Raw genomic sequence first — 18152 nt, 5'->3', positions numbered from 1 at the left:
TTTTCCGAAATGCACTGTTTCCGAAATGCACTGTATTCCCAAATGCACTGTAGCCAGGCCACCGGAGGGCGGCCTGGCTACAGTGCATCACGCAGGACTGACAAACTCACTGTGAAAACAAACCGACAAGACAGCATCGGACGGTTTGGCCGGCCTTAGGCGTTGAAGAACGCCTTCAGCTCGTCCACCCGGTCCAGGCGTTCCCACGTGAAGTCCGGGTCTTCGCGGCCGAAGTGACCGTGCGCGGCCGTCTTGGCGTAGATCGGGCGCTTGAGGTCGAGGGCGTCGATGATGGCCCGCGGGCGCAGGTCGAAGATCTCGGCGATCGCGGCGCTGATGCGGGCCGGGTCCACGGTTTCGGTTCCGAATGTCTCAACGTAGGTTCCCACCGGGCGGGCCTGGCCGATCGCGTAGGCGATCTGGATTTCGGCGCGCTTGGCGAGGCCGGCGGCCACCACGTTCTTGGCGACCCAGCGCATGGCGTAGGCGGCCGAACGGTCCACCTTCGACGGGTCCTTGCCGGAGAACGCGCCGCCGCCGTGGCGGGCCATGCCGCCGTAGGTGTCGACGATGATCTTGCGACCGGTGAGGCCGGCGTCGCCCACCGGGCCGCCAATCACAAAGGCGCCTGCGGGGTTGAGGATGTTGCGGGTCCGTGAGGTGTCCAGGTTGGACAGTGCCATGACCGGCCCCACCACGTGCTCGGCGAGGTCGGCCCGGAGCTGGTCCAGGCTGGTGCCTTCGGCGTGCTGGCTGGAGATGACGACGGTTTCGACTGAGACCGGGCGGTCGCCGTCGTAGCCCACGGTGACCTGGGTCTTGCCGTCCGGGCGCAGGTAGGCGAGTTCGCCGTTCTTGCGGACCTCGGTCAGGCGCTCGGAGAGCCGGTGCGCGAGCCAGATCGGCACGGGCATGTAGGACGGCGTTTCGTCGCTGGCGTAGCCGAACATGAGTCCCTGGTCGCCGGCTCCCTGGAGGTCGTAGTCGTCCTCCTGGCGGCCCTCACGCGCTTCGAGGGAGTTGAACACGCCGCCGGCGATGTCGTTGGACTGCTGGCCGATGGATACCGAGACGCCGCACCGGGCGCCGTCGAAGCCGTTGGCCGAAGAATCGTACCCGATGCCCAGGATGGTCTCCCGGACAATCTGCGGAATCTCGACGTAGGCGTCGGTGGTGACCTCGCCCGCGACGTGGACCAGCCCGGTGGTGGCCAGCGTCTCCACGGCTACCCGGGACTCGGGGTCTTTGGCGAGCAGTGCGTCGAGGATCGCATCGCTGATCTGGTCACAGATCTTGTCGGGGTGGCCCTCCGTCACCGACTCGGACGTGAAGAGCCGGAGCGCGGCGGGCGTGGACCCGTGGAAGGCGGGGATGTGCAGCGGTAAAGTCACTCAACTACCTTACTGGTTGGATAACGGACGTCCGGCGGCGTGTGTCCCCGTGCTAAGGAGATGTTGGTTACGCCGGGCTACGCCGGCGGTACAGCCCGGCTCAGCTCGGCGCTGATCCGGTCGATCACGGCAGCCGCGACGTCGGATTTGGAACCCGACGCCTCTTGGGGTTCGGAGCCGTCACGGGAAAGGATGACTACTGTGTTCGTGTCCTCGCCAAAGACCAGGTCCCGGCCCACCTGGTTGACGACCAGCAGGTCGCAGGCTTTCCGGTGCAGCTTGGCCCGGGCATAGTCCAGGACATCTCCGCCGGCATCGCCCGTCTCGGCGGCGAAGCCGACGATCAGCTGATTCCGGGACGCGGCGTCGCGGACCTCGACGAGTTCGCGCAGGATGTCGGGGTTGCGCACCAGGTTGATCACGGGATCGGCGACGTCGTCGCGCTTCTTGATCTTGGTCCCGGCGACGTCCGCCGGCCGGAAGTCCGCGACCGCAGCGGCCATGATGACGACGTCGGAGTCGGCGGCCGCGTGCAGCGCCGCCTCCCGCAGTTCCAGGGCCGTTTCGACCTGGACGATTTCGACGCCGGCGGGCGCCGGGACCTCCATGTGGGCGGCCAGCAACCGGACGCGGGCTCCGGCGTCGCGGGCCGCGGCGGCCAGGGCCACGCCCTGCTTGCCGGAGGAGCGGTTGCCGAGGAACCGCACGGGGTCCAGCGGTTCCCGGGTGCCGCCGGCACTGATGGTCACCGTCAGTCCGGCCAACGGCGTAACCGCCGACTGCGCCGCTGCAGGCACGGCGGCCAGGGCAGTTGTCACGGCCGGGTCAACGGCCGGCATCGCCGCGGAAGTTGCGGAAGCGTTGGCGGCGGCCGCTTCGGCGCCGGCGAGGGCCATGGCGGCGGTGAAGATCGCCTCCGGCTCGGGCAGGCGGCCGGGACCGGAGTCGGCGCCGGTCAGCCGCCCGCTCGCGGGTTCGAGGACAGTGACGCCGCGGCTGCGCAGGGTTTCGACGTTGGCCTCGGTGGCGGGGTGTTGCCACATTTCGGTGTGCATGGCCGGGGCCATGAGCACCGGGCAGTCGCCGGCCATCAGCAGGGTGTTGGTCAGGAGGTCATCGGCCTGGCCGGTGGCCGCGCGGGCCAGGAGATCGGCCGTGGCCGGGGCCACGACGATCAGTTCGGCCTCGTGGCCGAGCCGGACATGGTTGACCGTGTGGACGGCGTCGAACACGCTGTTGCTCACCGGGTGCCCGGACAGGGCCTCCCATGTGGCGACGCCGACGAAGCGGGTGGCCGCCTCGGTGGGGATGACCGTGACGTCATGCCCGGCTTCAGTAAAAAGCCGGAGGAGCGATGCCACCTTGTAGGCGGCAATCCCTCCCCCGACTCCGAGGACTATGCGCACGTGATCTCCGTCAGCAGGCAGTCTGTTTACTTGGCTCTTCCCGCGGGGGGAATTACTCTGCGGTTTCGATCGGCGTGGAGACGAGCTTGCCTTCGTTGATCTCGCGCAGGGCGATCGACAGGGACTTCTCGTTCAGCTTGGTGTCGACCAGCGGGCCAACGTACTCAAACAGGCCCTCATGCAGCTGGGCGTAGTACGCGTTGATCTGGCGTGCGCGCTTGGCACCAAAAATCACCAGTCCGTACTTCGAGTCGGCGGCCTTCAGCAGCTCGTCGATCGGCGGGTTGATGATGCCTTCAAGGTTCGTGGACACGAATTCTCCAAATTCTAACGGGCCGGTACGTCCCGGCGCCTAGCGCGGGTTCGGGGTCAGCCCCATGAGTGAAACAAGCTCGTCCGCTGCCCGACGAACGTCATCATTGATGACGGTGTGGTCGAACTCCGGTTCAGCGGCAAGTTCTAGTTTAGCGGTTTCCAGCCTCTGCTGCTGTTCTTCGGCGCTTTCCGTGCCGCGGCCGACCAGCCGGCGGACCATTTCGTCCCAGCTCGGGGGCGCCAGGAACACAAACTGGGCATCCGGGACGGCCTGCTTGACCTGCCGGGCGCCCTGCAGATCGATCTCCAGCAGCACCGAGCGGCCCTCGGCAATGGCGGCGTCAACCGTGCTGCGCAGCGTGCCGTAGCGGTTCCGGCCGTGGACGACGGCCCACTCGAGCAATTCGCCGTTTTCGACCAGGGAATCGAATTCCTCGGCCGATTTGAAGAAGTAGTGGATCCCGTCCTGCTCCCCCGGCCGCGGCGGGCGCGTGGTGGCCGACACGGAGAGCCAGACTCCGGGGTAGTTGTCCCGGATGTAGGTGGACACGGTGCCTTTGCCAACAGCCGTCGGGCCGGCGAGGACTGTCAGTCCCGGTTTCTTGCTCACATATTCCTTTGGGCGGTGGTGGGCAGCTCGGCGGACCGGGCTACTTGTCGTCAATAAAATCTACCAGCGCCCGGCGCTGGTGGATTCCCAGGCCGCGGACCCGTCGGGATTGTGCGATGCCGAGCTGGTCCATGATGGCCGCCGCCCGGACCCGGCCGATCCCGGGCAGGGCCTCGAGCAGCTCCACGATTCTCATGCGGGCAATGGCGTCGTCGGATTCGGCGGCACTGATGACATTGGCGATGGTCAGCTCCCCCGTCTTGAGCCGCTCCTTTGCCTCGGCCCTGGTGGCCCTTGCGGCAGCGGCCTTGCGAAGGGCGTCGGAACGCTCCTGAGGAGTGAGTGGTCTCAAACTCACGGAAGGCCTCCCTGCATGGCGGGACGGGGCACTCATGCCCTTGCCCCGAACCTACCGTCAGGCGGCGGCAGAAATCAATGGAAATCTGCGCGCCGGCCAGTTCGGGAACGGGAAAAGCACAATTCCGAACGGGACGGCCCCCGGCCCGGGTCCGGCAGCTCCGGTCCCGGGCCGGCGAGGCGGCTGCCGCTAAGCCGCGAGGAGTTCGTCGAGGGTGCGCCGCGCGGCATCCCGGAGGGACTGCAGCTGCGGTCCGGCGCCGAGAATCTCCCGGCTCGAGGTCCCCAGGACCTGGGGATAGGCCGCACCGAACGTGCGGCGCAGGTCCGCGGCCGTGGCGCCCTGAGCGCCCAGCCCCGGGGCCAGGATCGGCCCGCGGACCGCCGCCAGATCGATATCCAGTGCGGAAAGGGCCGAGCCCACCGTGGCACCGACCACCAGGCCCACGGAACCGAGCGAACCGTCATAGCGCTGGTTCTCCACCGCGGCCGCTTCCGTGATCCGCCGCGCGACGGAATCGCCCCCGCCGACGTGCTGGACCGAGGCGCCCTCCGGGTTCGAAGTCAGCGCGAGGACGAACACCCCGCGGCCGGTCCCGGCCGCCAGGTCCAGGGCGGGCCGGAGCGACTCAAAGCCCAGGTACGGGCTCAACGTCACCGAATCCGCGGCCAGGGCCGAGCCGTCCCGCAGCCAGGCATCCGCGTAGGCGGCCATGGTGGAGCCGATGTCGCCGCGTTTGGCGTCCGCGATGGTCAGCACGGACGCTTCCGCCGCCGCGGCCAGGGTGCGTTCGAGCACGGCGATTCCAGCCGATCCGTGGCGCTCGTACAGGGCCACCTGCGGTTTCACCGCGGCAGCGAGGGAGCCCACTGCCTCCAGCACGGTCAGCGAGAAGCGTTCCAGCCCGGCGGCGTCGTCAGTGAGCCCCCAGCGCTGCAGCAGCGCCGGGTGCGGGTCGATGCCGACGCACAGCGGGCCGCGGTCCGCCATGGCCCGCCCCAGCCGGGAGCCGAAGGTCTCCCGGCCGGCCGCCGGGGCGGTGGATGCCTCAGGCATCCTGGAGCGCCTTCAGGTTCGCGGCGTGTTCCTGCAGGCTCGTGACCGACCATTCGTAGGTGCGCAGCGCCTCGATGGCCTGGACGGCCGCGTTGAACTCGGCCACGGTGGTGATGCACGGGATCCCGATCGAGGTCGCGGCGGCACGGAGTTCGTAGCCGTCGCTGCGGGCCTCGCCGCCGGAGGGTGTGTTGAATACCATGTCGATCTCGCCGGCGATGATGAGGTCGGCGATGGTGCCTTCGCCTTCGGCGCTGGAACCTTCGGCGACCTTCCGGACCGGGGTGGCCTGGATCCCGTTGCGGCGGAGCACGTCGGCTGTGCCGCCGGTGGAGACGATCTCGAAGCCGAGGTCCGAGAGCCGCTTGACGCCCATGATCACCGAGCGCTTGTCCCGGTTGGCCACCGAGACGAAGATCTTGCCCTCGGTGGGCAGGGCGTTGTTCGCGGCCGCCTGGCTCTTGGCGAAGGCCGTGTCGAAGTGCTTGTCGATGCCCATGACCTCGCCCGTGGAGCGCATTTCCGGGCCGAGCAGGGAGTCCACCACCTTGCCCTCCGGGGTGCGGAAGCGGCTGAACGGCAGCACGGCTTCCTTGACCGAGACCGGCGCGTCCAGCGGCAGGGTGGAGCCGTCGCCGCTCTCCGGCAGCATCTTGTAGGCGCTGCGGAGCTGGTTGATGGTGACGCCGGTGCCGATCAGGGCCGCGGCTTTCGCCATCTGGACACCCGTGGCCTTGGAGACGAACGGGACGGTGCGGGACGCGCGCGGGTTGGCTTCGAGGACGTAGAGCACGTCGGAGGCCAGGGCGAACTGGATGTTGATCAGGCCGCGGACGCCCACGCCCTCGGCGATCGCCAAGGTGGCGGTGCGCACCCGTTCCAGTACGTTGCCGCCCAGGGTGATGGGCGGCAGGACGCAGGCCGAGTCGCCGGAGTGGATGCCGGCCTCCTCGATGTGTTCCATGATGCCGCCGAGGTACATCTCCGTGCCGTCGTAGAGGGCATCGACGTCGATCTCGACGGCGTCCTCGAGGAAGCGGTCGATCAGCACCGGGTGGTCGGGGGTGATCTCGGTGGCGTTGGCGATGTAGCGGGAGAGGTTGGGCTCGTCGTAGACGATCTCCATGCCGCGTCCGCCGAGGACGTAGGAGGGCCGGACCAGGACCGGGTAGCCGATCTCGTCGGCGATCTTCTTGGCGTCCTCGAAGGACACGGCGGTGCCGTTCTTCGGCGAGACGAGCCCGGCCTTGTCGAGGACGCGGGAGAAGGCGCCGCGGTGTTCGGCCAGGTCGATGGCCTCCGGCGACGTGCCGAGGATCGGCACGCCGGCGTCGGCGAGCTGCTGGGCGAGCTTGAGCGGGGTCTGGCCGCCGAGCTGGACGAAGACGCCCATGACCCCGCCGGTGCGCTCCTCGGCCGCGATGACCTCGAGGACGTCCTCCAGGGTGAGCGGCTCGAAGTAGAGCCGGGTGGAGACGTCGTAGTCGGTGGAGACGGTTTCCGGGTTGCAGTTGACCATCACGGTCTCGTAGCCGGCCTTGCGCAGCGCCATCGAGGCGTGCACGCAGGAGTAGTCGAACTCGATGCCCTGGCCGATCCGGTTGGGGCCGGACCCGAGGATGATGATGGACGGCTTGGCGTGCAGCGCAACCTCGTCCTCCTCGTCATAGGAGGAGTAGTGGTACGGGGTGTAGGCGGCGAACTCGGCCGCGCAGGTGTCCACGGTCTTGTAGACGGGACGGATGCCCAGGGCCTGCCGGACCCCGCGGACGACGTCCTCGGAGTTGTGGGTCAGCGCACCGATCTGTTCGTCGGAGAAGCCGTGGCGCTTGGCGCGGGTCAGCATCTCCGGCGTCAGCGCCGCGGCCTGGCGGATTTCGAGCGAGATCTCGTTGAGCAGCTGGAGCTGGTCCAGGTACCAGGGGTCGATCTTGGTCGCCTCGAAGAGCTGTTCCACGGTGGCGCCGCCGAGCATGGCGCGCTGCACCTGGTGCAGGCGCTCGGTGGTGGGGCGCTTGGCCTTCTCGATCAGCTCCGCGACTTCCCATTCCGGGACGTGGCTGAAGTCCAGCTGGGAGCCCTTCTGCTCCAGGGAGCGCAAGGCCTTCTGCAGGGCCTCGGTGAAGTTCCGGCCCATGGCCATGGCCTCGCCCACCGACTTCATGGTGGTGGTCAGGGTGGGGTCCGCCGCCGGGAACTTCTCGAAGGCGAAGCGCGGGACCTTCACCACCACGTAGTCCAGGGTCGGTTCGAAGGACGCCGGGGTCTTCTGGGTGATGTCGTTCGGGATCTCGTCCAGGGTGTAGCCGAGGGACAGCTTCGTGGCGATCTTGGCGATCGCGAAGCCGGTGGCCTTGGACGCGAGGGCGGAGGAACGGGAGACGCGGGGGTTCATTTCGATCACGACGACGCGGCCGGTGTCCGGCTCGACGGCGAACTGGATGTTGCAGCCGCCGGTGTCGACGCCGACCTCGCGGATGACCGCGATGGAGATGTCGCGCAGCCGCTGGTATTCGCGGTCCGTCAGGGTCAGCGCCGGGGCGACGGTGATCGAGTCGCCGGTGTGCACGCCGACCGGATCGAAGTTCTCGATGGAGCAGACCACCACGACGTTGTCGTTCTTGTCCCGCATCATCTCGAGCTCGTACTCCTTCCAGCCGAGGATGCTCTCTTCGAGCAGCACCTCGGACGTGGGGCTGTACTGCAGGCCCTGGCCGACAATCCGGCGCAGGTCCCCCTCGTCGTAGGCCAGCCCGGAGCCCAGGCCGCCCATGGTGAAGGAGGGCCGGACGACCATCGGGTAACCGAGGTCACCGGCCGCGGCGAGTGCCTCGTCCATGGTGTGGATGATGTGGCTGCGGGCCGACTCGGCGCCGCAGCGCTCGACGACGCCCTTGAACTTCTCGCGGTCCTCGCCCAGCTCAATCGCGGCGATATTGGCGCCGATCAGCTCGACGTTGTACTTCTCCAGGACGCCGTTCTTGTCCAGCGCGATGGCCGTGTTGAGCGCCGTCTGGCCGCCGAGGGTCGGCAGGAGCGCGTCGGGGCGCTCCTTGGCGATGATTTTCTCCACCACTTCGGGGGTGATCGGCTCGATGTAGGTCGCGTCCGCGAACTCGGGGTCCGTCATGATGGTGGCCGGGTTGGAGTTGACGAGGATGACCCGCAGGCCTTCCTCCTTGAGGACGCGCAGCGCCTGGGTGCCGGAGTAATCGAATTCGGCCGCCTGGCCGATCACGATCGGGCCGGACCCGATGACCATGACGCTCTTGAGGTCAGTTCTCTTGGGCATTACTTCGTGTCCCCAGTCTTGGAATCGGTGGCAGTCTTTGTGCCGGTCTCTGTCTTTGAAGAAGCGTCCGCCATCAGCTCGATGAAGCGGTCGAAGAGGTAGGCGGCGTCGTGCGGGCCGGCGGCCGCTTCGGGGTGGTACTGCACGGAGAAGGCCGGAATGTCGAGGCAGGACAGCCCCTCGACGACGTCGTCGTTGAGGCTCACGTGGCTGACCTCGACCCGGCCGAAGCGCTCCTCGGGGGCCTGGGTGGCGCCGTTGAGCGGGGCGTCGACGGCGAAGCCGTGGTTCTGCGAAGTGATTTCGACCTTGCCGGTGCGGCGGTCCATCACGGGCTGGTTCAGGCCGCGGTGGCCGTAGCGGAGCTTGTAGGTGCCGAACCCGAGAGCCCGGCCGAGGATCTGGTTGCCGAAGCAGATGCCGAAGTACGGGATCTTCTCATCGAGCACGGAGCGCAGCAGCGCCACCTGGTTGTCCGCGGTGGCGGGGTCGCCGGGGCCGTTGGACATGAAGAAGCCGTCCGGGTTGACGGCCTGGACGTCGGCGAGGGTTGCCGTGGCGGGCAGCACGTGCACCCGGACCCCGCGCTCGGCGAACCGTACGGGGGTCATGCGCTTGATGCCCAAATCGATGGCGGCGATGCTGAACCGCGGCTCGCCGTCCCAGCCGAAGTCCTTGGGCTCCACCGTGTAGGCGGCGTCCACGCTGACTTCCTCGGCGAGCCGTGAGCCTTCCATCGGCGCGCTGGCCAGGACAGCGTCGACGAGTTCCTTGTCCGTGGCGCGGGCGGCGTCACCGGAGAAGATGCCGGCGCGCATGGTCTTGTGTTCGCGCAGGTGGCGGGTGATGGCGCGGGTGTCGACGCCCTGGATGCCGACGATCCCCTGCTCGACAAGCTCGTCGTCGAGGGATCGCTCGGAGCGCCAGTTGGAGGGCCGGCGCGCGGCGTCGCGGACGATGTAGCCGGCCACCCAGATGCGGCGGGACTCGGCGTCGTCGGTGTTGACGCCGGTGTTGCCAATGTGCGGCGCGGTCTGGACCACGAGCTGGCGGGCGTAGGAGGGGTCGGTGATGGTCTCCTGGTAGCCGGTCATGCCGGTCGCGAAGACTGCCTCGCCGAGGGCCGTTCCGGTGGCGCCGTAGCAGGTGCCGCGGAAAATCCGGCCGTCCTCGAGCACGAGGACCGCGGGGGTGGATGCTGCTGCGGGTGCAGTGGGGTTAGCTGGCACTGATTCTTCTGTCACTGTTTTCTCTGACACTGCTGTTTCTGTCACTTCGTTGGATTCCGTCACGTCGTTACTTTCCACTATCGGCTTCTGCCTGAGGGGCTGCGGAGATCAAATCTTGGAGGGTGGTGAGGAGCACGGCCTTGTCCTCGGCGCGGCGCGTCCGGTAGCCGGTGTCGAGTTCGTGGGAACCGAGCATCCAGCTGAGCACCAGCAGGCCGTCCTTTTCCACGAACTTTCCGGCCATGCCGCTTTCCTGCCGCACACCGGTCAGGCATCCGGCCGGGATGAACACCGGGCCGGCGCCCGCGCGCTCGAACAGCACGCCTTCGGGGTGCACGGAGAGCTTGGCGTTAGTGCGGATGCCCAGATTGTGCACGGCGATCCGGTCCAGCCAGTCGCCGGCGGTGGTGGAGGCGACGTACTGGCCGTCGGCGGCGGCCAGCGGGGCGCCGAGTTCGGCGGGAACCTCGGGGAGGGGCTCGACGTCGGACTGGCGGCGCAGGCGGTTACGCCAGCCGACGGCGATGAGGGCAAGCGCGACGCCAATCAGGACGAGCGTGAAGAGCAGGGAGAGGTCCTTGACACTCACGGGCGGCGGCCCGCCGGTCCTGCGTCGAGCGCTTCGGCCGGCCACCGGTACGGGGTGTTGAGTTTTCCGTCGAGAACGGTCGGGTGGCCCTTGAAGAACGTCGCCACTACCTTCCCCGGCAGTTCCCGGCCGGCAAACGGAGAGTTACGGCCCATGGTTGCCATCTTAGAAGGGTCCACGGTCCAGCGCGCAGCCGGGTCCACGAGTATGACGTTGGCAGGCTCCCCGGCCTCGAGCGGGCGGCCCTGGTCCTGGACCCGGCCGATGGCGGCCGGCGCCGTGGAGGTCACGCGGGCAAAATCCTCCCAGCCCATCAGGCCTGTTTCGATCATGGTGTGCTGGACCACCGAGAGCGCGGTTTCCAGCCCGGTCATGCCCATGGCCGCCTGCGCCCACTCGCATTCCTTGTGTTCGCTCGGGTGCGGGGCGTGGTCGGTGCCGACGACGTCGATCGTGCCATCGGCCAGGGCGGCCCGGAGGGCCTGGACATCGGCGTCCGTGCGCAGCGGCGGGTTGACCTTGTAGACGGGGTCGTAGCTGCGGGCGAGCTCATCCGTGAGCCAGAGGTGGTGCGGGGTGACCTCGGCCGTGACGTTGACGCCGCGGGACTTGGCCCAGCGGATGATCTCCACGGACCCCGCCGTGGAGACGTGGCAGACGTGCAGGCGGGACCCGACGTGCTGGGCCAGCAGCACGTCCCGGGCGATGATGCTCTCTTCGGCGACGGCCGGCCAGCCGGCCAGGCCGAGGACGGCGGAGACCTCGCCCTCGTTCATCTGGGCGCCGGCGGTGAGGCGGGGTTCCTGCGCGTGCTGGGCCACGACGCCGTCGAACGCCTTGACGTATTCGAGCGCGCGGCGCATCAGCACCGGATCGTGGACGCAGATGCCGTCGTCGGAGAACACGCGGACGTGGGCGCGGGAGTCGGCCATGGCGCCGAGCTCGGCGAGCTGCTCCCCCGCGAGGCCCACGGTGACTGCTCCCACCGGGCGGACGTCCACCCAGCCGGCGGTCCGGCCAAGGGTGAGGACTTGCTCCACGACGCCGGCGGTGTCCGCCACCGGGGTGCTGTTGGCCATGGCGTGCACGGCCGTGTAGCCGCCCAGGGCGGCGGCGCGGGTGCCGGTTTCGACGGTTTCGGCGTCTTCGCGGCCGGGTTCGCGCAGGTGGGTGTGGATGTCCACCATGCCCGGGAGCGCGACAAGGCCCGCGGCGTCGATTACTGTTGCGTCCCGCACCCCGGCGCCTTCGGCGTCCAGCTGACGGCCGCGGGCGGCGATCACGCCGTCCCGGATCAGGAGGTCCTCAGCTGCTCCGCCCAGGATCGAGGCCCCCCGGATGAGGTAGGCGCCGTTGTTGTCTGCGTTCTGGTGCTGATCGGCCATCAGTGGCTCTCCTGGTGGGAATAAGTGAGGTTCGGAATGGCGGCGTGCGCCGCGGACGCGGCCGCAGAGGCAGCGGCAGAAACTGGTGCGGCGGCCGGCTCCCGGTTCTCCCCGGACAGGAGCAGGTACAGTGCCGCCATCCGGACTGAGACGCCGTTGCGTACCTGCGCCAGCACGGTGGAGCGGGGCGAGTCGGCCGCGGCTGCGGAGATTTCCAGCCCGCGGTTCATGGGACCGGGGTGCATGATGATGGTGTCCTTGAGCCCCAGGCTGTCGAGGGCACGGAGCCGGTTGTCGTCGAAGCCCCAGCGCCGCGAGTATTCGCGGGTGGTGGGGAAGAAGGAGGCATTCATCCGTTCGCCCTGGACGCGGAGCATCATCATGGCGTCCACGCCTTGCGCGAGGGTCTCGTCGAGGTCGAAGCTGACGGCGCACGGCCATTTTTCGACGCCGATGGGGAGCAGCGTGGGCGGCGCGACGAGGGTGACCTCGGCGCCGAGGGTGCGCAGCAGCCAGACGTTGGAGCGGGCAACGCGCGAGTGCAGGACGTCACCGGCGATGGCGACGCGCATGCCTTTGAGGTCGGCGCCGGCCGAGGGCGTGCCGGCCAGCTTCGACCAGTGCCGGCGCATCGTGAACGCGTCCAGCAACGCCTGGGTGGGGTGTTCGTGGGTGCCGTCGCCGGCGTTGATGACGGCGGCTTCGATCCAGTCGGTCGCGGCGAGCCGGTGCGGGGCGCCGGAGGCCCAGTGCCGGATGACGACGGCGTCGGCGCCCATCGCGGCGAGCGTCTGGGCGGTGTCCTTCAGCGACTCGCCCTTGGAGACGGACGAGCCCTTCGCGGCGAAGTTGATGACGTCGGCGGAGAGCCGCTTGGCGGCGGCTTCGAAGGAGATCCGGGTGCGGGTGGAGTCCTCGAAGAAGAGGTTGACCACGGTGCGCCCCCGCAGGGCCGGGAGCTTTTTGACCTCGCGCTCCCCCACCGCAGCCATTTCCTCGGCGGTGTCCAGGATGCGGATGGCGTTGTGCAGGCTCAGGTCTTCGGTGGAGAGCAGGTGCCTCATGCGGTGGCCTCGATGACGACCTCATTTACGGGGGCGCCGTCTGTTGCCCCGCCTCCGGCAGAGTCGGTTTCCTCGAGCCGGACCCGGACCTTCTCCGATGAGGAGGTAGGCAGGTTCTTGCCGACATGGTCGGCGCGGATGGGCAGTTCCCGGTGGCCGCGGTCGATCAGCACGGCGAGGCGGACAATCCGCGGCCGGCCGAGGTCGATGATGGCGTCCAGTGCTGCCCGGATGGTGCGCCCGGAATAGAGGACGTCGTCGATCAGCACCACAACTTTGTTGTCGATGCCCGTGCGCGGCAGCTGGGTGGGGTAGGGCGGCCTGGTGGGCTGGTGCGAGAGGTCGTCGCGGAACATCGTGACGTCGAGTTGGCCGACAATGGCGGCGGCGTCCACGGTGGGATCCGCGGCGGCGATCTTGGCGGCGAGGCGGACGGCGAGGGGATAGCCCCGGCGCGGGATGCCCAGCAGGACGAGGTCCTGGGAGCCCTTGTTGGCCTCAAGAATTTCATGGGCGATACGAGTGAGCGCGCGGTCGATGTCAGCCTGGTTGAGGACAACCCGGGTGAGCACCACCTGCGCCGGACCCGGTGCTGAAGGCACGGAAGTCAAAGCTCGTCTCCCCTTTCCCCGCCTCACGGGACGGAATTAAAAAAGGATTATTTGCCCTTTCAAATTACCACAACGGCACTGCTGCCCCGTCGCCGCCGGAATGCGTTTAACCTCACACGGACATAGGCTCGGTTCCATGACGATGAACGGACCGCGGCCGGGGCATGAGCACCCTGGCGGCCCGCGCCAGGGGCCGCTGCCCCGGCAGGCCAACCCGACGTGGCTGGGGCGTGTCCAGCCCGCGAACTACCAGCGGGCCCCTGCCAACGACGGCGGCCAGTTGCAGCCGGCACTGCCTCCCGCCGGGCCGGCGGGAGGCAGCCCGGGCTGGAAGAACGGCCGCGGTTCCGGCGTTTTTGGCCTGGTGATGGCCGGCGGATTCCTGGCGTTCCTCTGCCTCTTCCTGGTGGTGCCCTTCCTGCTGGAAAGGACCGGAATCACCGGCTTTGCCGTTGGTTTCGTGGCCTCGCTGGTTCCCCTGGGGACCGTATTGCTGACGGTGCGCTTCATCGACCGCTGGGAACCTGAGCCGAAACCCCTGCTGCTTTTCGCGTTTGCCTGGGGAGCCGTCGTCTCGATCGCGGTGACGATGCTGATCCAGCCCTATTTCTCACTGGTGGCCGGGCCCGCCTCGGGACTGGACTCTACGACGTTCGCCGTGACGGTCCAGGCGCCGGTGGTGGAGGAATTCGCCAAGTCCCTGGGGCTGCTGTTGCTCGTGCTCTTTGCCCCGAAACACTTCAACGGACCGGTCGACGGTGTGGTGTTCGCCTTCACGATCGCGGCGGGCTTCGCGTTTACCGAGAACATCCTCTACTTCGGCCGCGCCATCGCCGAATCCAGCGATCCCGGCACGGACCTCGCGGTGGTTTTCTTTCTCCGCGGGGTCCTCTCACCCTTCGCCCACGCCATTTTCACGGGTACGACCGGTCTGGTGATGGGCTTCGCCGCCGGCCGCGGGAACACCGGGCTGTCCGTGCTGGCGTTCTTCGCCGGCCTCGTCCCCGCGATGCTGCTGCACAGCGCCTGGAACAGCATGGGCCGGGACTTCCTGGGCCGGTACGTGATGGTGCAGGTGCCGATCTTCCTGCTGGCGGTGCTGGTGATCGTGCTGCTGCGGGTGGCTGAGCGCAGGCTCACCCGCCAGCGGCTGACGGAATACGCGGCCGCGGGATGGTTTACCGCGGCCGAGGTCGACATGCTGGCCACCGCCGCCGGCCGCCGTTCCGCGCTGCGCTGGGCCAGGTCCACCGGGCGGGGCGTGCAGATGAAGGCGCTGCTCGATGCCGCCACCCAGCTCGCCCTCACCCGGCAACGGATTCTCAGCGGCCGGGACGTGCCGGCACACCAGCGCGATGAGCAGCACCAGCTCGCCGGGATCGCCGCGCGTCGGTCCGCCGTCGTCGGTTAGGGACAGTTGGAACCCAGTGGGGCCAGCCCAGCGTGGGCAACCGGGGAAAAGAAAGAACCCCGGCCAGGATGTCCTGGCCGGGGTTCTTCGGGGCGCTGAGAGCTTACGCCAGCAGCGAGGGCTTGAGCTGCTGCAGCCGGCCCAGCAGGCCGTTGATGAACGACGGCGACTCGTCCGTGGAGAGCGTCTTGGCCAAGGCCACGGCCTCGCTGACCGCCACGCCGTCCGGGACGTCGTCGTTGTAGAGCAGTTCCCACGTGCCGATCCGCAGGATGATGCGGTCCACGGAGGGCATGCGCTCCAGGGTCCAGCCCTGCGAATAGGTCTCCAGGAATTCGTCGATGGCCACCTGGTGCGAGACCACGTTTTCGACGATTTCGAGGGTGTAGGGGTTGACGATCTGGTCTGTCTGCTCGCGGCGGGACTTCAGCACGTCGAACGCGGAGGCTGAGCGCTGCTCGGCCTCAAAGAGCACATCGAGGGCCCGGTTCCGGGCCTTACCGCGCGCACTCACTAGTCGTTGACCCGGCCGAGGTAGCTGCCGTCGCGGGTGTCGACCTTGACCTTGGTGTTGTTCTCGACGAACAGCGGCACCTGGATCTCGTACCCGGTTTCGAGGGTGGCGGGCTTGGTGCCGGCCGAGGAGCGGTCGCCCTGCAGGCCCGGCTCGGTGTAGGTGATCTCGAGGACGACGCTCGGGGGCAGCTCGATGTAGAGCGGGTTGCCTTCGTGGATGGCGATGTTGACCATCTGGTTCTCGAGCATGAAGTTGGTGGCGTCGCCGACGGTGGCGGCCGAGACGGTGAGCTGGTCGAAGTCCGAGGTGTCCATGAAGACGAAGTCGGCGCCGTCCTGGTACAGGTACTGGTAGTCGCGGCGGTCCACCGTGGCGGTCTCAATCTTCAGTCCGGCGTTGAAGGTCTTGTCGACGACCTTGCCGGACATCACGTTGCGCATCTTGGTGCGCACGAACGCGCCACCCTTGCCGGGCTTGACGTGCTGGAACTCGATGATGTTCCAAAGCTGGCCCTCGAGCTTAAGGACGGTTCCGTTCTTGATGTCGTTAGTGGTTGCCACTGTATCCTCTTAGTTTCTCTCTGGTTCCATCAGGCCGGTGCTATCGGCCGGACGATCTATGCCGGGCCGGCATGCCAAGCGGGCCGCCAGCGCGTATTTGTCAAAAATCCAAGATCTATTCTACCGGTTCCGGCGGACAGCTGCCTGACGCAGGCTCAGGACTGCTGTTCCAGGACGTCCCTGGCGCGCTGCAACGCAACCGTGGAGGCATAGATGAGGGCCGCATCGGCGGACCCGGCGACGCGCAGATCCAGCGCCTTGGCGAAGGATTCGACGGCGGCGCCAATGTTCCCGCCGGCGAAGTAGGACCGGCCGAGGTGCTGGCGGACGGCGGCCTCCTCCAGGGTGCCCTGGGTCTCGGCGAGGAGTTGGCGGAACACCTCCACCGCCCGGTCGAACCGGTTCGAGACCCGGAGCACGTCCGCCTCGAAGATCCGCAGCCGGAGCGAGCCGGGGTCCTTGTAGCGGGCCTCGGCGAGGAGCTCGGCGGCTTCGGCCGCGTGCCCTTCTACGAGCCGGACCAGGATCAGGTCCCCGGGGTCTGTCGAGGCCGCCAGGGCCTCGGCCATGACCTCGTCATTGACGACCTGGGGCATCAGGGACTGCGGGTTGATCCGGATCCCGGGAAATCCCGCGTCCGGCCACTCGCTCGTGCCGCCCTTGACCATGTGCATCAGGAGGCAATCTCCTGGTAGGCGGCAAACAGCAGGGACGTGTCCGGAACATCGAGGATGCCGGGCCGGCCAACGCCGTCGAGCACCACGAACCGCAGCAGGTCACCGCGGGATTTCTTGTCCCGGCGCATGCCGTCCAGGAGGGCCTGCCAGCGGTCGCGGCGGTACGTGATGGGAAGCCCGAGGCTTTCCAGGATGCTCCGGTGCCTGTCGGCGTCGGCGTCGCTGAGCCGGCCGACGCTGCGGGCGAGCTCGGCGGCGAACATCATGCCCACGGAGACGGCGGCGCCGTGCCGCCAGGAGTAGCGCTCGGCGAGTTCGATTGCGTGGCCCAGGGTGTGGCCGTAGTTCAGGATCTCGCGCTGGCCGGTTTCCTTCAGGTCCTCGGACACCACCCGGGCTTTGACGCTGATGGCGCGTTCGATCAGTTCGCGCAGGATGTCCGAGCGCGGATCGGAAACCGCGGACGGGTCCTTCTCGATCAGGTCCAGGATGGCCGGGTCGGCGATGAAGCCGCACTTGATGACCTCGGCCATGCCGGAGATGATCTCATTCTTCGGCAGCGTCTCCAGCGTGTCGAGGTCCGCGAGGACACCGGCCGGCGGGTGGAACGCGCCCACCAGGTTCTTGCCCTCGGCGGTGTTGATGCCGGTCTTGCCGCCGACCGAGGCGTCCACCATGCCCAGCAGGCTGGTGGGCATGTGGATGACCTTCACGCCGCGCAGCCAGGTCGCGGCGACAAAGCCGGCCAGGTCGGTGACGGCGCCGCCGCCGACGGCGACGATGGCATCGGAGCGGGTGAAGTCGTTCTGCCCCAGCACCTGCCAGCAGAACGAGGCGACCTCGATGTGTTTGCCCTCTTCGGCGTCGGGGATTTCTGCGGTCAGCGCGGTGAACCCGGCGGCGGCCAGCTCTTCCCGGACGGTGTCCCCGGTCAACCGCAGCGCACGGGGGTGGATGACCAGGACGCGCTTGACGCGCTCACCCAGCAGGCCCGGCAGGCTTGCCAGAAGGCCGCGGCCCACTACGACGTCGTAGTTCTCACCCGGCGTTTGTCCGGTGACTTTGATGACGGTTGATTCGGTACTCACTATTCAACTTCCTTTGTCGACGCCGGAGTGGGCACCGCCGCGGCCTTAGCCGCGGCGCGCTCCCCCAGCGCATCTTCCAGCCGGTGAGCCAGCTCCGGAACGCTGCCGCGCCGGACATCGAGGACGAGGTCGGCGAGCCGTTCGTAGACCGGCTGCCGGGTGGCGAACAAGGTCCGCCACCGGCCCATGGCGTCGCCGGCCAGGAGCGGCCGGCCCGAATTTCTGGCGATGCGTTCCGCCACAGTCTCGGCGTCGCATTCGAGGTAAACAACGGTACAGCGGCCCAGGAGCTGCTGCGTACCGGAATCAAGGACGGCCCCGCCGCCGAGCGAAATGACGGCGGTGCCGCCCTGTGTCTCTTCGATGGCCTGGGCCACGGCCCGGGCCTCCATTTCGCGGAAGGCGTGCTCGCCACGGCTGGCGAAGATCTCGGCGATCGTCCCGTGCTGGGCCACCACGAGGGCGTCGGTGTCCATGAAGGCGCACCCCAAGTGCTCGGCGAGCTGCTGTCCGATCGCCGATTTGCCCACGGCCATCGGTCCGATCAGGACCACCGGTCCAACGTTATTTGCCGCGGGCGCCGCCGCGGCGGA

Annotated in this window: 18 protein-coding genes; 1 reads left to right on the top strand and 17 read right to left on the bottom strand. The window is 68.1% G+C overall.

The features are described 5' to 3' along the window. Positions 1 to 155: 155 nt before the first annotated feature. From metK to pyrR, 12 genes are all read right to left on the bottom strand, one after another. Positions 156 to 1391, bottom strand: coding sequence for a methionine adenosyltransferase (gene metK / locus AC1DBX_RS01455; RefSeq protein WP_476930912.1), 1236 nt, complete (start codon positions 1389 to 1391; stop codon positions 156 to 158). A 77-nt stretch (positions 1392 to 1468) separates the two neighbouring features. Continuing rightward, positions 1469 to 2797, bottom strand: a complete 1329-nt coding sequence (locus tag AC1DBX_RS01450) for a bifunctional phosphopantothenoylcysteine decarboxylase/phosphopantothenate synthase (protein WP_476930911.1) — start codon at positions 2795 to 2797, stop codon at positions 1469 to 1471. A gap of 52 nt (positions 2798 to 2849) precedes the next feature. Continuing rightward, a complete protein-coding gene (gene rpoZ / locus AC1DBX_RS01445; protein WP_018773134.1) occupies positions 2850 to 3110 on the bottom strand; it encodes a DNA-directed RNA polymerase subunit omega in 261 nt (86 codons plus the stop codon). A 39-nt stretch (positions 3111 to 3149) separates the two neighbouring features. After that, positions 3150 to 3722 carry a guanylate kinase gene (gmk, locus tag AC1DBX_RS01440; protein WP_028276459.1) on the bottom strand — a complete coding sequence of 191 codons (573 nt, stop codon included), beginning with the start codon at positions 3720 to 3722 and terminating at the stop codon, positions 3150 to 3152. A gap of 40 nt (positions 3723 to 3762) precedes the next feature. Beyond that, positions 3763 to 4080, bottom strand: coding sequence for an integration host factor, actinobacterial type (gene mihF / locus AC1DBX_RS01435; RefSeq protein ID WP_223916673.1), 318 nt, complete (start codon positions 4078 to 4080; stop codon positions 3763 to 3765). A 189-nt stretch (positions 4081 to 4269) separates the two neighbouring features. Beyond that, on the bottom strand, positions 4270 to 5136 hold the full coding sequence (gene pyrF, locus AC1DBX_RS01430) for an orotidine-5'-phosphate decarboxylase (RefSeq protein ID WP_476872425.1): 867 nt from the start codon (positions 5134 to 5136) through the stop codon (positions 4270 to 4272). Continuing rightward, positions 5129 to 8428, bottom strand: a complete 3300-nt coding sequence (gene carB, locus AC1DBX_RS01425; RefSeq protein WP_459384934.1) for a carbamoyl-phosphate synthase large subunit — start codon at positions 8426 to 8428, stop codon at positions 5129 to 5131. Before carB ends, pyrF begins: the two co-directional genes overlap by 8 nt. Continuing rightward, complete coding sequence (carA, locus tag AC1DBX_RS01420) at positions 8428 to 9687, bottom strand: glutamine-hydrolyzing carbamoyl-phosphate synthase small subunit (RefSeq protein WP_476930910.1); 1260 nt, start codon at positions 9685 to 9687, stop codon at positions 8428 to 8430. Before carA ends, carB begins: the two co-directional genes overlap by 1 nt. A gap of 37 nt (positions 9688 to 9724) precedes the next feature. After that, positions 9725 to 10246, bottom strand: coding sequence for a PH-like domain-containing protein (locus AC1DBX_RS01415; protein ID WP_476849297.1), 522 nt, complete (start codon positions 10244 to 10246; stop codon positions 9725 to 9727). Then, positions 10243 to 11631, bottom strand: a complete 1389-nt coding sequence (locus tag AC1DBX_RS01410) for a dihydroorotase (RefSeq protein ID WP_223916683.1) — start codon at positions 11629 to 11631, stop codon at positions 10243 to 10245. Before AC1DBX_RS01410 ends, AC1DBX_RS01415 begins: the two co-directional genes overlap by 4 nt. After that, positions 11631 to 12695, bottom strand: coding sequence for an aspartate carbamoyltransferase catalytic subunit (locus AC1DBX_RS01405; protein WP_476930909.1), 1065 nt, complete (start codon positions 12693 to 12695; stop codon positions 11631 to 11633). Before AC1DBX_RS01405 ends, AC1DBX_RS01410 begins: the two co-directional genes overlap by 1 nt. After that, positions 12692 to 13306 carry a bifunctional pyr operon transcriptional regulator/uracil phosphoribosyltransferase PyrR gene (pyrR, locus tag AC1DBX_RS01400; protein ID WP_018773143.1) on the bottom strand — a complete coding sequence of 205 codons (615 nt, stop codon included), beginning with the start codon at positions 13304 to 13306 and terminating at the stop codon, positions 12692 to 12694. Before pyrR ends, AC1DBX_RS01405 begins: the two co-directional genes overlap by 4 nt. Positions 13307 to 13442: 136 nt before the next feature. On the opposite strand from pyrR, the gene AC1DBX_RS01395 reads away from it, so the two are divergent. Further along, a complete protein-coding gene (locus tag AC1DBX_RS01395) occupies positions 13443 to 14717 on the top strand; it encodes a PrsW family intramembrane metalloprotease (protein ID WP_476930908.1) in 1275 nt (424 codons plus the stop codon). Between the two features lie 103 nt (positions 14718 to 14820). Here AC1DBX_RS01395 and nusB read toward each other — a convergent pair whose 3' ends face one another. The 5 genes from nusB to AC1DBX_RS01370 form a co-directional block, all read right to left on the bottom strand. Then, a complete protein-coding gene (gene nusB / locus AC1DBX_RS01390; RefSeq protein ID WP_476930907.1) occupies positions 14821 to 15231 on the bottom strand; it encodes a transcription antitermination factor NusB in 411 nt (136 codons plus the stop codon). Continuing rightward, the gene (gene efp / locus AC1DBX_RS01385) at positions 15231 to 15794 is read right to left on the bottom strand and encodes an elongation factor P (protein WP_018773146.1); all 564 of its coding nucleotides are present in this window, start codon (positions 15792 to 15794) and stop codon (positions 15231 to 15233) included. The genes nusB and efp overlap by 1 nt, the downstream gene beginning before the upstream one ends. Before the next feature lie 155 nt (positions 15795 to 15949). Continuing rightward, entirely contained in the window at positions 15950 to 16468 is a 519-nt protein-coding gene (locus tag AC1DBX_RS01380) for a tetratricopeptide repeat protein (protein ID WP_476849301.1), read from the bottom strand. Continuing rightward, a complete protein-coding gene (gene aroB, locus AC1DBX_RS01375; RefSeq protein WP_079554549.1) occupies positions 16468 to 17559 on the bottom strand; it encodes a 3-dehydroquinate synthase in 1092 nt (363 codons plus the stop codon). Before aroB ends, AC1DBX_RS01380 begins: the two co-directional genes overlap by 1 nt. Beyond that, positions 17559 to 18113 carry a shikimate kinase gene (locus AC1DBX_RS01370; protein WP_290370253.1) on the bottom strand — a complete coding sequence of 185 codons (555 nt, stop codon included), beginning with the start codon at positions 18111 to 18113 and terminating at the stop codon, positions 17559 to 17561. Before AC1DBX_RS01370 ends, aroB begins: the two co-directional genes overlap by 1 nt. Between the last annotated feature and the right edge of the window lie 39 nt (positions 18114 to 18152).

The sequence above is a fragment of the Arthrobacter sp. 10N44_2 genome (genome assembly GCF_056394385.1).
The sequence above is the reverse complement of the archived record's forward strand: the minus strand, read 5'-3'. Positions and strand labels throughout refer to the sequence as shown.